The organism is Psychrobacter sp. H8-1, assembly GCF_904846575.1.
In the GTDB taxonomy this organism is placed as follows: domain Bacteria; phylum Pseudomonadota; class Gammaproteobacteria; order Pseudomonadales; family Moraxellaceae; genus Psychrobacter; species Psychrobacter fulvigenes.
Genome location: NZ_CAJHBG010000001.1, coordinates 1,212,314 through 1,227,729 on the forward strand (window position 1 = coordinate 1,212,314; position 15,416 = coordinate 1,227,729).

The following is a 15,416-nucleotide window of genomic DNA, read 5'->3' on the forward strand; positions in this document are numbered from 1 at the left end:
TTATAAATTTTAGTAAATCTAATCTGTTTATTCATCATGATGCGCAAAAGGCATTGTTGATATGGCATCAATTTAGGCCAAGAATGAAAGGTATAAATATAGGTGGCTTGGATGACTATTATCGACCACCTCTACGTTTAATCATTAGCAAAGACTCGACTTACTATTTTTTTAACGAGTTTAGACGAATCAATAAGATTCTCACAGAAGAGACCAGTTTACGTCAGCCTTGCTTGGTTGCGGCTGAAAGCTTGCAAGACATTAAACGCTTGGCTTGGAGTGAGGTTGTCGAGCTGGCTTGCTCAAGAGGGATTTACCATCCTGAGTTTTTTAAGGCATTAAATACCAATGCGCCAAAGAGCATTATTTGCGAACTCATGAATATTGATCGCCTGACGGTAGAGAATTATTGCAAGTTTGCTGGTATCAACCAAAGCGCTTATGAGTATCAGCAGGGCAAAGTGGCCGATGATCAGGCATTGCTGGGATTGCACAAAAATATGAATTGGATGAATGCCTCTTATGAGTCAAACTAAACTATTTGATGATGTGACTGTTAGGCGAGTATTAGACAAGCTTATCCCTATAGACTCGCCACATTATATGCAAATGCATGCGCTTGTGGCTCATATAATCAGCTTGGTGCCAGATGATGATATTGGTTTAGTGTTTTCGACACCGTATGACAATCTTAAAGGCTTTACTGGTATAGACTGTAAAGATGTGATTAAAGAAATAATTCGGCAAGGTAAAACAGTAGAGTGGGCGGTTACCTATATGCTGATTGTCTTTTATCAGGTGTATGGCGAAGTTGATATCAATAATAATGCTTGGCGATTTATGAGCGGCTACTTAAAAGTGATATTTATGATCACAGTACGCCACAACAAACACTTTGCCAAAATTGATAAGCTTAGCGTACGGGTTCGTATGGCGCTAAGACCTACTGATCCACAACGTAGACTTCTCGACCAGTTAATCAGCATTCATGCTCAGTGCGATAACTTGTCCTCATGTTTACCTTATATCAGACAATATGAAGCAAACGTCAAACAGGAAGAGGCAACAGGTGAAACAGCCAACCAATATCTTGGTAGCAAAATTGGTCAAATTAGGTTGGCTTATGAGGTGGCGATTGATAATAAGGCTTTTATTGGTAAAACCTATACTGAAGATACTAAACGCGTAAAGTCGGCTCAAGCGGTCATCAAGACAGTGGTCAATACTGATAATGAGCCATTACAAAGAATAGTGTTTGTTACGAAACAATCAAAAAAGCACAGTAACGTGGCAATCGCTGAAAATATTGCCGATGACGACGAAGTGCCATTGCTAGACAATGACTTTGAGCCCGCCACACAAATCGCTAAATCCTCTGAGCTACAGCAATGGCGATTGAAAAACAACCATCAACACGCCCGCCGTAATCAATTTCACTTCCCAACCAATCATCGTCAGTTGAGTATTACTGGCTACCAAATGCTATTTGCTACGCTTTGGCAACGCTTTATTAGCGAAGATACAGAAGATAAGACTGGATATGCAGTATTACTGCTATCAATACTAAGCGGTCTTAGTATTGATAGCATCATTGCTGATTGGCAATGCAGTCTCAGTCAACGGCAGTATTTTATTTATGACCGGGTCCGTAAAATTAGTTGCATTGCCATCACGATTGATGTGACGACCAATACTCGAAGTCATCTCCTTGCCCACAGACAAAGCTATGGTGGTACCTTTTATCGCGCACTTCCTGAAGCTTTACAGATTATGCTTGAGGATAAAACTACCGTTTCATCCGATACTGTTAAAGCCGCCATCTCTGACGCTAAAGATATATTGAACCTGCCAGCACTGAGTCCCCAGTATATTGAAGCAGGGCTATTTATCCTTATCAAAAACGAACTTAATAAGCCCTTGCATGCTGACCTGATCACAGGCGTTGATGTAAGGCATAGCTCTGCGCTGTATTACACTAGTACTAAAACGGTAGAGCTAGAGCAAACCTATATAAAAGCAGTAGAGCTGATAACTGAATACTGCAATGATGAGCAAAAAGCACTTTTAATAGATGAGTGTAGCGTACCGATGAACGGGCATAGAGACCACATTGGTAGTGATATGGCGCTAAAGACCACAATGTGCCAGCAGTTCCTTAATCAACTGGCTGTCAGTGCCGAGAGCTTTAATGGCAAGCTAAAATCCCACATGGATCGCTATATTGCGCAGTGTAATAGTTATAGTATTTGGCTATGGCATATTGTTATGATCCAAACGGGTATCCGCCCAGTCAGGCACGCACCAGGGTTGCTACATCAGTTTGATTTTAAGCGGCGCACATTATGGGTATCCGATAAAGAAGAACGTCATGGCCAATCTGATGGCAGGCTCATTCCTCTTAGCAAGTTTTTGATAACTGCTATACAAAACTATATGACTTATATTGAGCAATTTGCCGCCATCTATAATCCATTATGTCCAGCAGCGCCTTATCCCATCAATGACATCTTGCAATCTGAGCGTCCTCTAATTCAGCTCTATAAAAAGAACCCAAAGGGCTTTACTAGCATTACGCCAAGCCAAGTTCGCTACCAGTTGCAAGACTTTTTTAGTCATCAGGATAACTGGCTGCGTCATCAGCTGAGGTCTATGTTCACAGGGCGCGTGTCTGACTATCTGATTTGCGCGCTTTACGGTCACGAGCATCCTGACCAAGAATTTATGCACCCGATGTCATCAAGCTCTATCAATCAGCTGCACCAGCTCAGTCCTCATGTAGATGCGATTGCTACAGATCTTCACTTAAAACAAATTGAGGTTCGTCTATATGGATAATATTAGCGCTCATAAACTGCGACAGCTGAATAGAGAAGAATCTAAAAAAAGTGTTAAGCGTGATGCTAAAGTCCTAATTAAAGAGTATATCAATCAAAATCCTATGCAACCGCCTTGTGAGCTGCAGCATCACTATGAAGCAATTAACCAGTTACTAGAGGAGAAGTTCGATACCGCTCAAAACTTCCAATTGGCGCGTCGCGGGTTTTTAGAGTTTGTTCGTGATTATAATAAAGCTCATCAGATATACCTTAATGAGCCTGTGGTACCGATACTGGCGACTCGTGAGCACTTGACCATTAACTATGACTGGTTTGTGAATGGACGCGCTGTAGCAGACAGTAGCGCGATAATGATGGAGGTTTGGCAACGAAAGCGGCGTTTTTCAGTTAATGACTTGGTTGAGGATTTGTTCTATTGCAGTATTCTATATGGCGGTGTTAATGATATTAATGTGTTAAAAGCGCTCTATGATTGGCTGTTTGGTGAGCGCCGTATGTATAAAATTAACATGCCAGCGACTGATGAAAAAAGTAGGGTAGAGCAGTTAGCCGTAATTCCGCTTAGAGTGCGTGATGATAATTATGGAGCTACGGTAGATGACAGCGAATGCTTACACCGTTTTGTTGATTATTTTCCCGATGATATGAGCCTGTGTTTTTTATATGCTCTAAAGGATAAAGAGTTAAACACTGCCAAGATAAAGCCATTTAATACCATCATCAACGATATCTCAAAAACACTTAAACTTACCAATAAAGATATCGAACGCCCGCAGCACTCACTGCTCATCAAATATGCCAACTACTACTGGCGACAGCTAGAGAGTAGCCTGATTGATGGGGCGCTAGCCGTGGTGAAGCAAGGTGATATTAAAACCACTGGTTTGTCTGCGGATAAGCTAATCCATTATAACCGAGAGCTTATCAATCAAAACCCTAAGCCACTCGAGTGGTCTGAGCTGTTTAGTGCCAGCTATCAATCATCGATAAAAACGAATAGCCAAAGTAGTACCATAAACTATCCTAGTTTTAGTAAAAATCTAATCAAAGAGCTGCAAGATACGCTCAAATTGACTAGAAAAACCGCTACTTCCACTATCTCAATATTAAAGACAGATGCTAGCCAGCCTAATGCACAACGCTTGCTTAGCTGGGTATTATCATTACTTGCTGACACTAGTATTAGACTAAATACCATCAGTAAATATGTGGGCTGTATTGGTCGTGACTGGCTGATGCTGACGATGGATGAGGACATTGATCAGTGGGAGGGTAGTGACTTTGAGGAAGTTTACGAGCAGATTATTCAAAGTAAGGTAAAAGATGGCCGCAGGGTATCTGTGCTGAGCAAGTCATCAGAGTTTGATGATGATATTTCTAGTGGTATAGATAATGATAATGCTGGTGAACCGATCTCCTATCTTAATCACCTAAAAGACAGCCAGAAATTTACTTATGGTCGTCTAAAAGCATTTCACGATTACCAGCGTATGCACTTTGATGCCCCTTATGTCTATTTTCCATGGGGGAGTAGTAGGCAAGTCGTTAAAGCGAATATAGTGTCTCCGCGTGTCTATCATGCGATGAAAGAGTATGTGCAGTTATCAGAGTTGGAGGTTGATCAAAAGCGGCTTTGCTTGATTGTACTAACACTCGCTTATCGCACTGGCATGCGTATTAATGAGATCATTGGTATTAAGGTTAAAGACATTAGAGATATAGGTGTTATCAATGGTCAAGTGATTGAAGTACCTAAAGTAATCCTCAAACCCAATCGCTATCGTAGGCTCAAAAGCAGTAGTGCCAAACGGGTGATACCGATAGATAGTCTTTTCAAGGATGATGAGTTAAAGCAGTTCATCGCATTCTATTATCAACAAAAAAGGTTAAAGCGCCGTTATTTATTCTCACAAGGGTCAGGCGATCAACCATTACCATCTGTGTTTTTCAGTAATATGATGAAAATAATATGGGATCGATTGCTAATTACCCATGACTTTACCTTTCACAGCTTTCGGCATACTGCGATTAGTCAGCTGGCATTGGTGTTAAGCGGCTCACCACTTGCGCAGGTGATGACAGATTATGATACAGCCCTTAGCGACGTTATCGCTAGCGCCGTGCTTGCTAATAATAAAGAAAAAGGGATGTGGTTTGGGCTGGCTAGCTTTGCTGGGCATCTAACGCCAGACACCACGTTTGAATACTACATTCATACTGCGCACCTATTGGCTGGCTGGCAAATGAGTCAAGTCAAGCTTGTTATCCCTATAACCGTATTTGATATGGTGACAGGTATTGGTTATCAGACGGTGAATAGACAAGATGGCAGAGCGTATGATGCCAGCACTAAACAGGTTCATCTTGATAAGATGCGTGGCTATTTAACCAACAAAGTTGCGAGCAAAGAGTGTCTACTTTCTTATAACAGCACACCAGCTAATACAGATTATGAGCAAAACACACCAAATGACACAGTAGATACTCAGCCGTCTATATTCATTCATTCGAAAGTTTATGATGTTATTGCATTGTTAGAAGAGCTACAAAAAATAATCGCTGATAAACGAGCAGGGCGGTTGGCAGAGGTCGCACTTCGGCATGGCATTCCTATTCATGAAGCTAGGAAAATCTATGATAGAGCCAGTCAGATTTTTGTCGATAATAGATTGCTTTTGAGTGCGCCAACGGGACATAAAAATCAAGAGGTTTTAGTCAGAGCGCTTGATCGGGCATATCAGATGTCAATTGAGGAGCCGGATGAGCTTCAAAATTTTGTAAAAATATTTTCTATTAAACAAAACTTAAACACCTCGTCGATTCATTTTGGGATTAAAGAGAACCAGCTTGAGATGCTACAGCAGTTCGTGACAGTAGGTTGTCAGCTGATCGATGCCAGTCATTGGCAAGTTAGAACACATAGTGAGCAAGCAGCAAGAGATATTAAAAAAGATCTAGGGCTGGACAGCTCAATACGTATCGGTGCTCGTGAGAGTTTTCATGGTTATGAAGTACGGGTAGTACAGAAAAAACGTAAGCGGTCTGATAAAAATTTAGCGATGACAGATGATTATTATGGCTCGTCAGGGGTGCTGAAGTTTGTGGGGCATCTATTGCAGGCGTTAATTGAAATTAATAATAATCAGTAGGATATTTAATATTTACTTAATTTTAGTCAATGTTGGTGCAGTTAGACATTCAGTATTAACAACAAGAGGCTACTGGCTACGAGAGCTAGAGGCAATATATACAAAAAAGATACTCTTTTTTGTATATAGACTGATAGATATTGATCTGTATCTACAAATCAAGCTGGGCTTTTAGGACTAAGTGTAACTTGTAAACTCATAGCGTCAATGATATTGCGAAGTTGTTAAGAGATTGAGTGAAATCACCAGATGCACCTTCTATAAAAATCTCGTCTAACCTGAATTCGGGATAAGTCAATGCTTAAGTTATTGATACTATTTGCATAATTATTATTTCACCTTATAAAGTCACACTTTTGACAGTGGTTTATAGGGAAGCCTGCCTTCAAAGACTTGGCTGGTTTTCAAGAGTAATAGGAAATATCAATACTAACAGCAGCTTAATGAGTTACTTATCACGAACTGGGGTTCATCTAAGTAGGCGTTGATGAGTGTTTCGTCTGTTAAATATTCTGCTACATCAAAGCGGTTGGTTTTGATATCCGTCACCGGTGCTCTGCTTTTCTTGTTCTTTGAGTTTTCGATGAGTGTCAGTATAGTTTTATACCTATGAAAATTCGCTTAAACTGCTTAAATTGGCTGTAACGCATAATAGGTAAGAGATAAGGTTGAGATAAGGTTTGCTTAACATTACTTAAACTGCTTAAGTTCATCTTAAGCTTATTAGTTTTAAAGTAAGTTTAAGCAGTTTAAGCAAGCTTGAGATTTGATAGTCTTAATGAACAGCCCCTAACTATAAAGGCTAGAGGCTGTTTAAGCAATTTAAGCAAGGTTTCTTAAGCTCAAGTATTAATCGTAGAGACCATCCCAGATTCTGTGTAACTGCCATTTAGATTAAATGCTTACTGATACGGTCATCAAACATAATCATAAAGCGATTCAAAGCAGACGTCCAGTTACGAATCGGCATCGACCACTTTTTGGATGCCTGCTGAGTTGCTAAGTACACCACTTTAAATGCTGCCTGATCAGATGGGAACACCTTACGCTTATTCACCGCCGTCCGAATCACACTGTTTAGCGACTCTATCGCATTGGTGGTATAAATCACTTTTCTGATGTCTTTCGGATACTCAAAGAACACCGTTAAGCCCTCCCAGTTATTGCGCCAAGACTTGACCACGTGCGGGTAATCTTTGCCCCATACCTCATCAAAGTGTTCAAGGTTAGCCTCTGCTATCTCAAGCGTATCAGCGCCGTAGATAGCCTTTAGATCAGCCGCTACTGCCTTTTTATTTGTCCAAGGTACAAACTTCATCGAATAGCGCACCATGTGTACGATACACAGCTGAACCTGAGCGTTGGGATAAACGGTATTGATGGCATCAGGGAAGCCCTTTAAACCATCGACACAAGCGATTAAGATGTCTTGTACGCCGCGGTTTTGTAGTTCAGTGAGAACACCCAGCCAGAACTTAGCGCCTTCATTCTCTGAGAGCCACATGCCAAGCAGCTCTTTTTTACCGTTAAGAGCAACACCTAGGGCTAAGTAAATGGCTTTGTTGATGATCTGCTTGTCTTGACGTACTTTGACGACGATGCAGTCTAAATAGACGATAGGATAAACACTGCTCAGTGGCCGGTTCTGCCAAGCGGTGATGTCGTCTAAGATATTATCGGTGACTCTTGAAACTAAGCTACTGGAGATATCGACATCGTAGAGCTCTTTAATGCTCTCTACGATCTCAGTGGTGGTTTGACCCTTGGCGTAAAGGAAGATGATCTTGTCATCAAGGCCACTAATACGGGTTTGATGCTTACTAACGAGTACAGGCTCAAAGCTGCTATCACGGTCTCTTGGGGTAGAGATTTCAAGCTCGCCTGTGTCACTGCGGACGGTCTTTTTAGTGTGCCCGTTACGCTTATTAGGTTTATCCGCCTTTTCATGCTTGGGATAGCCGAGATGGTCTTCCATCTCAGCTTCAAGGGCAGTGTCGATAAAGGATTGCATGAGCTGCTTTTGGAAGTCTTTGATGTCATCAAAGCTGTTCATGCTACCAGCCATTTGCTCGGCCAGTTTTTTAATGTCAGATTGAGTAGTCATTGCTTATTCTCCTGTTAGGGGATTATAAGCAGTTACACAGTTTTTAGGAAACTCCCTAATCGTATAACTTAGGGTTTATTAATATCATTTTGCTTCGTCCCTCCATATCTTGCCTGATATGCTTAGCAGACTCTAATTTGTCTAACTCAATCTGCAACAACTTTGTACTTTTACGCATAGGATTAGGTGCATGGTTAGCAATATAAGTCCTATTTAGTTTATGTGTATTTTTATCTTTCGACTTATTCACCAGCCAGCTACTTAGTTTCTCACTGTCGTTCTGCTCACCTTGTGGCGTGGCATCAAGATAGCGCAAGCGCTCGCTTGTGGAATATTCAACCAACATAAAAGCTCGGGAAATGTCATCGGTGGTGATTGTGGTGCGTTCATCAAAAAACACCATTAATGAGGCAATACGGCTGGCATTTTCTGCCATTCGTGAGGCATACGCTTTTAAATATTCCAATGCTTGCCCGCGGGCTTGGCGGTTCTCAATCGCCTGCATATGCTCATAAAAGGTTTGTTCGGTTTGTGTGTCCTGCCAGTGTATCTTAACGCGCTTTGGCTGCCCTTGCGCGTCTGTTGGCTCATTGGTGGGCAGGGTATCAAGTAAGGCATGACAGCGTGACCAGTATTCTATTAATGTGGGATTGTCATAAGGGTTATCACTACGGCGCTGTGGATCATTCCAAACACGCTGCCCGCGCAGATCATCAGGGCATGCAATAAGCGCCCGTGCCAAAAAGCCCTGTCCGTTCATCAATGGATCGGTTAACGCCGGTTCTAATACCACGCGCTGACCTTGTAGCAGTAAGGTCATTCTCACATCGTACGCATCAGTGCATGGCGTGGCATATGCAGACTTTTGCGAGCGCACACGGGACACAGTGCCATCACTATACAGCGTGGTTAATGATGATAATGCATTGCCCGCCGTGTCTCCTGTCATGGTGTGACCATTAAAAAATTGCCCCGCCTCGTCGGTTGTCCACGATGCGTTACTGATCTGCCCACTGATAAACATATCAAGGATCGGCTCAATTGTGGCTTCTTTAAACACAGTCTTAGGGTTGCTAGGAAAGGAGTTATTGTCTTGATATTCGGCAAGCTCTTTACTCTTTAAGCCTGCTTTGTCGCTCTCCCATACGTCTATATCTTGCAAATACTGCTCATATTGCTGGCGCTCAAATTCATTGATACTGAAATGCGTTAAGCCCATTGCTTGTGTTTTGCCTGATCCGCTTTCGCTCTCAGTGATTAATATTAAACTGGCTGGCATGTGACCATGCCCCATCGGTGCATCAATAAATTTCTGTCCCATGTGTGCCAATGCCCCTAAAACGCACTGCCCTGCCATCGCAAGTGGGACCTGTGCATAATAGGCCACGCCCTCAATCACTGCCTTTAGAAGTCCCGTGAATGCATTGATAGGGTAGTGTGTAGGGCTTCTAGGGTCGTTTGCTAGTGATTCAGGATCAGGCCATTGCTCATTTTTTATGCTATTATTAACATGATCACTAGATTGACAGTCGCATGTGAATTTATTTTGGTCAGTAACGCTCATGCTACTAACATGAGCGTTTTTATTTTTTATTTTATTCACAGCCATTCTCCTGTACGTTATGAACAGGATTACCATAACTTTCCAGCCATTCTAGAACGTCGCTATTGCGCCACGCAACCATAGTTGGCGACAATCTAATACTAGCAGGGAATCTGCCATCTTGAGACCATTCGTGTAGTGTTGTGCGTCCGAACGGTAAAAGTGGCAGGATATCGCGGGCTCGCGACATGCCTTGAGGTGGTAAAAAAAGAGGGTTTTTAGAAATTTTATCTGAATAATTCGGGTTCTGATTACTCATCCTATATCTCCATGTGAGCCGTGACGGGATGTCACGGTATGGATAGAATGATATGTTTCTAGATGGTAATAAAAAACTCCCAAGTCACTATGATTAAGGGGGTTATCGGAAGGCGACTTATGAGATAGGGGTTATTTTTTCATACACAAAGTAATGTCTTCATTATCGTCTTTTTTAGGCCTACCTCCTTTTTTAGCATAATCAGGAGCGACATCTTTAAGCCACTCACTAATAGAGTCATCTTTAGAGATTTCGAAATCTTTAGAAATCATAGGGCTATCTATATTGAATAATATTGATTTAACCTGCTGAACCATCTGACTTTTTTTGATTTTTTTGTTTTTGTCCATTTTCCATAAATAATCAGCTATAGCTATACCTGTACCTTTAAATAAACTGGTTATGAGATTTTTCTTTTCAACTGGTAATAATTGGGTAGTGACTTTGTCTGAATCGTACTTATCAAGCTTTGATTTGAGTGACCTGTTTTCATTCTCAAGACTTTTTATGGTTTTTTTTATTTTCATTTAACTGAATCATTAAGTTGTCAAACTCTAATAAAGTTCGAATTTCGTTAGAAAATTGAATTAAATCGATAGACTTAAATTTGAGAACACATTTTAATTCATATCTACTGTTTTCGTTTATCTCACTATCTAAACTAAATAAACGATAACCAACAGGTTTTAATGATATGAGTGCCTGCATACTTTCATCTCTATATGTTAAAAGATCTTCTAAAGTATATAGAGGGCTACTATATCCTATCTTTGGCGCAATACCGTGAGGTAATAGCTCTACATTATAAGTCGAAGCTTTAAAGTAGGCTTTACAAGAAACAGACATCTTAAATAAAACAACTTCAGGAGGTTTATTGTCGTAAAATACAGTTTTGGATTGTGCTGCATAAACTACCCCTGAATACAGAACATAAGGAATCAATTTATTAACACGAATATAGTCATAAAGCATAGAAGGTGTAACAGGCTCATTTAAAATTTGTGATAAACCTTCTATAACTTCTTCTAAATCGTAGTATTCTTTTGAGCTGTCAAACATTTTACTACCCTTAGCTAATAACTTTTTTTAATTTACTTTCAATAAAATTTGCCCAATCATTCATCATATCTCGACGATAGTCTAAATGCTGAGCGCCGTTGTAAGCTTTACTAATTTTATTTTCCTGCTCATGAGCCAATTGTAGCTCTATAGCCTCATGCATATAGCCTTGTTCATGTAGGGTAGTACTCGCTAGCCCACGGAAACCGTGACCAGTCATTTTATATTTATAACCCATCTGATAAAGAGCATTAATAAATGCATTTTGGCTGTACGGTTTTCGAGTTGAGGGATTGTAGAACACATACTGTTCTGAGAAATTTAGCTCTTTGATCTGCTCTAATATCTCTATAACCTGTGGCGCAAGTGGCACAATATGGGGTCTATCCATCTTCATTTTGTCTGCAGGTATGCGCCAAATTTTATCGTTCCAATCTATCTCTGACCATTCCATGAACCTAAGCTCATTGGTACGTACGAATGTGTAGCATAGAAACCATAAGCCTAATTTGACTGTGATATGCCCAGTGTAGTCATTAATATCTTGTAAGAGTCTTGGCAACTCTTTCGAGGTAATACGACTATGATTCTTAGTTTTATGCGGTTTAATGGCCGCTGATAAATCTGCTGCTGGGTTTGAGGTACCCACACCTATACGAATAGCATGCTTAAATATCTGTCCAACTTCTGCCATTATTCGCCGTGCCATCTCATTAGCTCCGCGCGCTTCTACGTTTTTTCCAATTGTTAAAATATCAGGTGATGTAATGTCGTCGATTAGCTTATGACCGATAACTGGCTTAACGTCACGTAGATAGGCTGAATAGTTACGACTAAACGTACTTGTGGCTAAAAAGGTTTTACGGTCTGCATACCACGCTTGGGCAATGTTATCAAAAAGTCTTGAACCATCTTGCTCAGCGAGCTTTTCTTTTTTCTTTTCCTTCGGGTTAATACCTTCACTAATTAACTGTTTTATTTCTAGGTTACGCTGGCGTGCTTGTTGTAATGTAATTACTGGGTATTTACCTAAAGTGAGTGACTGCTGCTTTCCTTGCCAGCGATAAGCGCTGACCCAGACCTTGTTTCCAGTATGTCTTACCCACAGCTGCAGACCGTCACCATCACTGTGTTTATCAGGCCGGCTAGGGATGCATTTTCCACTTGGAGTTAGTTTGTTAATACTAGTATGAGTTAATGGCATGTTGGTATATCTCCGCGTTGGTATAATCTATACCAACAAATATACCAATATTCTATATGGTTCGCCATACACCAAGGTATTCTTAAATATTGTGAAACCCCATAAAAAAAGGCTTGCCGCATCACTGCGAACAAGCCTGATTTAAAATTTGGTGGGCCCAGTAGGACTTGAACCTACGACCAAAGGATTATGAGTCCTCTGCTCTAACCAACTGAGCTATGGGCCCTAACGTTAGACGCACAATCATACCTGATTTTTTTAAATTTTCAAGTACAAATAAGCATAGTTTTGACATTATTAATGATTAATGGCCATTACCCGCCAAAGTTAGGCCTCGGCCACCGTCTATAGCGATGATTTCACCAGTGATATAACTGGCCTGAACCAAATAAAGCACGCACTGGGCAATATCCTCTGGTGTCCCAATGCGCTGCAAAGGAATGGAGCTGGTGACCTTTTGTTGCAGCTCACTATCTAGTGCCTGATCACTATTTGTGTCAGGTAGGATGTTCACTCCTGGAGCAACGCCATTAACGCGAACATAAGGCGCCATCTCTAGCGCCAGAGATTGTACCATCATACGGTGGGCAGCCTTTGCCATATTGTAAACAGTATAGCCATTAAACGGCTTATTATGAGCATGGATGTCGAGCAGGCTGATAATGCATCCGTGCTGTACTTGTAGATAGGGTAGGAAGGCTTGACTGAGTAGCAAGGGCGCTTTGGCATTGGTCAAAATGAGTTCGTCCCATTGATCATAGCCAATACGGCCCACAGGTGTTGGATAAAACCGTGAGGCATTATGCACCAGTACATCAAGCTGACCGAATGTTGCAATAATAGTTTGGACAAATTGATGTAATGAGCTGTCATCGTTGACTAGTGCTAGGTCGGCGGTGACGACAGCAGCACTATCAGAGCGGATATTATTGAGTTCATTTGCCAAGTCTTGAGCTTGTTGTTGGCTATTATGGCAATGGATAATGACACGATATCCTTGCTCATGTGCGGCACCAATGATAGCAGCGCCAATACGTTTGGCACTACCAGTGACTAGCATTACAGGGCTATTATCAGGATTTACAGTCAATTTCATTGTCATAAAAATAAATTTTCCATCGTTTAATCGTATTTCGTTTAGCTAAGACGGTTTTAGCTATGATTATTAGAGTGTGCCATAGCAAGTAAGTGCTCGATACGTTTTTCATTCATGGCTTGACCAATTGCCGCTCTTTTTAGCTCAGGGTCGATATCGGCGATGGTGACTGCATGGAAGCTATTGAGAGCGAGCATCATCTGTCTGTGTTGACGTGCCAACTGCAATACATGGCTGGTGACCAACAGTTGTGAAAGCTTGCTCGGGTCTTTATGAGCACTGCAAGCTTGTATCAGATCGATCTTGTCGGCAGCGTTTAACTTTTCTATGACATTTAACCTTTGAGCTTGGGCTACGAATAAAGTGGCAAACTGAGTGTGTGCTTTGGGGACTTTGGCACTGTTGCCTATTTTAATGATCTCTTTTGTAGTATGAGTTTCTTTATCAGATATTTTATGAAACAACGGCTTATCAAGGCTTGCCATCAGTAGTGCCCAACGCTGCGATAAACTCAATTGCATCTGACCGGCAAAGTATAATGCGGTCTGTATGGTTTCTCTGACGTCTGCGTCATCCCAAGCATCATGCAAGGGGGCAAAGTGTTCAGTCAAAGCGCCAATGGCATAAAGCTGCTGCCAGTAGACTTGCGGAGAGCTTTGCATCGTCGCGCGGCTTGATTCTTGCCAGATACGCTCTGCACTTAGATGAGCAAGCTCGCCTGAGCTGACCAGTTGCTGCATTAGAGTGAGGGTTTCTTCAGCGATCTGAAAGCCCAAATCATAGTAGCGTCCATAAAAGCGCGCGACTCGTAGTACGCGTAGTGGATCTTCACTAAAAGCCGCTGATATATGTCGTAAGGTTTTGCTACCGATATCATCAAGCCCTCCATGATAATCAACCACCTTACCGGTCAGTGGGGTATCGTCAGTTAAGCTAGTCACTTCAATCGCCATGGCGTTGACAGTGAGATCTCGGCGCTGCAAATCCTCTTCTAAGCTGACATCAGGACTGGCATGCACGCTAAAGCCTTGATAGCCGTGACCAAGCTTACGCTCAGTACGAGCCAATGCATATTCTTCTTGGGTGGTTGGGTGCAAAAATACTGGGAAGTCTGCGCCGACTTGTTGAAAGCCTGCCGCTAGCATCTCTTTTATTGTGGCACCGACGACGACAAAGTCTTTGTCTGTAATAGGACGACCTAATAGCTGATCACGGACAGCACCACCAACGAGATAAACTTGCATGACATCCTCTTTTTTATTATTGAACGCATTCATATTTGAGTTTAGAAATGGTTTTTTAGGCAAAAAAAACCAGTCAATGCTATTTATTACAAAGGCATTGACTGGTTTTAGTATAACAGACCACTACCAATAATGATTAGTAGTGAGTTTTTTAGAATTTATTTTGGGGCTGTCCTAGATAAGTAAAATTATTTAGGATAGCACTATGAGAAAAAGCAAACTAAGTTGGTATAAACAAAGCAGACTAATCGAGTTATTTGTTGCCGGTTCTACCGCCAGAACAGCAGCAAGCCTAGTTGGTGTTAATAAAACTACAGCCAGTTATTACTTTCATAGGCTACGACTACTTATTTACGAGAATAGCCAAGACCCTGGTCTATTTGAAGGCGAAATCGAAGTAGACGAATCATACTTTGGTGGAACTCGTAAAGGCAAGCGAGGGCGAGGTGCTGGTAGCAAAGTGCCCGTGTTTGGCCTACTAAAGCGTAATGGCAAGGTCTACGCTTGTATTATACCCAATGCTAAAGCAGATACTTTGATCCCCATCATAAGAGAAAAAGTGAAGCCTGATAGCATTGTTTATACTGACTCATTTAAAAGCTATAACGCATTAGATGTCAGTGAGTTTACTCATTATCGTATCAACCACTCTAAAACCTTTGTTAATGACAAGAATCATATTAACGGTATAGAGAACTTCTGGAACCAAGCTAAACGGCATCTACGTAAGTTTAACGGGGTCCCAAAAGAGCATTTTCACCTCTATTTAAAGGAATGTGAGTGGCGTTTTAATCACAGTGACCCAAAGTCGCAATTACTACAATTAAAACAATGGGTTAAACAGGGTTTGAGCTAATTATC

The 15,416-nt window shown here is 41.4% G+C and carries 12 protein-coding genes and 1 tRNA gene; 4 read left to right on the plus strand and 9 right to left on the minus strand.

Features of this window, described 5'->3' with window-relative positions:
• Positions 1–83: 83 nt before the first annotated feature.
• Genes JMY01_RS05105 through JMY01_RS05115 form a run of 3 tightly spaced genes read left to right on the plus strand, consistent with a single transcriptional unit; the run spans position 84 to position 5,986 of the window.
• Positions 84–536, plus strand: coding sequence for a hypothetical protein (locus JMY01_RS05105; RefSeq protein WP_201574575.1), 453 nt, complete (start codon positions 84–86; stop codon positions 534–536).
• Positions 523–2,835, plus strand: coding sequence for a hypothetical protein (locus JMY01_RS05110; RefSeq protein ID WP_201574576.1), 2,313 nt, complete (start codon positions 523–525; stop codon positions 2,833–2,835). The genes JMY01_RS05105 and JMY01_RS05110 overlap by 14 nt, the downstream gene beginning before the upstream one ends.
• Positions 2,828–5,986 carry a tyrosine-type recombinase/integrase gene (locus JMY01_RS05115; protein WP_201574577.1) on the plus strand — a complete coding sequence of 1,053 codons (3,159 nt, stop codon included), beginning with the start codon at positions 2,828–2,830 and terminating at the stop codon, positions 5,984–5,986. The genes JMY01_RS05110 and JMY01_RS05115 overlap by 8 nt, the downstream gene beginning before the upstream one ends.
• 889 nt (positions 5,987–6,875) lie before the next feature.
• On the opposite strand, the gene JMY01_RS05120 is transcribed toward JMY01_RS05115, so the two are convergent.
• The 9 genes from JMY01_RS05120 to JMY01_RS05160 form a co-directional block, all read right to left on the minus strand.
• Entirely contained in the window at positions 6,876–8,090 is a 1,215-nt protein-coding gene (locus JMY01_RS05120) for an IS256 family transposase (protein ID WP_201574578.1), read from the minus strand.
• A 55-nt stretch (positions 8,091–8,145) separates the two neighbouring features.
• Positions 8,146–9,693 carry a DUF3987 domain-containing protein gene (locus JMY01_RS05125; RefSeq protein WP_201574579.1) on the minus strand — a complete coding sequence of 516 codons (1,548 nt, stop codon included), beginning with the start codon at positions 9,691–9,693 and terminating at the stop codon, positions 8,146–8,148.
• Entirely contained in the window at positions 9,686–9,952 is a 267-nt protein-coding gene (locus tag JMY01_RS05130) for an AlpA family transcriptional regulator (RefSeq protein ID WP_201574580.1), read from the minus strand. Before JMY01_RS05130 ends, JMY01_RS05125 begins: the two co-directional genes overlap by 8 nt.
• Before the next feature lie 131 nt (positions 9,953–10,083).
• Positions 10,084–10,479: a hypothetical protein gene (locus tag JMY01_RS05135; protein WP_201574582.1), complete on the minus strand. Its 396-nt coding sequence runs from the start codon at positions 10,477–10,479 to the stop codon at positions 10,084–10,086.
• Complete coding sequence (locus JMY01_RS05140) at positions 10,448–11,011, minus strand: hypothetical protein (RefSeq protein WP_201574583.1); 564 nt, start codon at positions 11,009–11,011, stop codon at positions 10,448–10,450. The genes JMY01_RS05135 and JMY01_RS05140 overlap by 32 nt, the downstream gene beginning before the upstream one ends.
• Positions 11,012–11,021: 10 nt before the next feature.
• The gene (locus JMY01_RS05145; protein WP_201574584.1) at positions 11,022–12,215 is read right to left on the minus strand and encodes an integrase arm-type DNA-binding domain-containing protein; all 1,194 of its coding nucleotides are present in this window, start codon (positions 12,213–12,215) and stop codon (positions 11,022–11,024) included.
• A gap of 149 nt (positions 12,216–12,364) precedes the next feature.
• Positions 12,365–12,441, minus strand: a tRNA-Ile gene (locus JMY01_RS05150).
• 78 nt (positions 12,442–12,519) lie between these two features.
• Positions 12,520–13,317 (minus strand): pteridine reductase, encoded by a 798-nt coding sequence (locus tag JMY01_RS05155; protein WP_227677686.1) that lies wholly within the window; start codon positions 13,315–13,317, stop codon positions 12,520–12,522.
• 50 nt (positions 13,318–13,367) lie between these two features.
• The gene (locus JMY01_RS05160) at positions 13,368–14,555 is read right to left on the minus strand and encodes a tRNA nucleotidyltransferase (protein WP_201574585.1); all 1,188 of its coding nucleotides are present in this window, start codon (positions 14,553–14,555) and stop codon (positions 13,368–13,370) included.
• Positions 14,556–14,760: 205 nt separating this feature from the next.
• Here JMY01_RS05160 and JMY01_RS05165 point away from each other — a divergent pair, with 205 nt between their 5' ends.
• The gene (locus tag JMY01_RS05165) at positions 14,761–15,411 is read left to right on the plus strand and encodes an IS1595-like element ISPssp3 family transposase (RefSeq protein WP_201574297.1); all 651 of its coding nucleotides are present in this window, start codon (positions 14,761–14,763) and stop codon (positions 15,409–15,411) included.
• Positions 15,412–15,416: the final 5 nt, after the last annotated feature.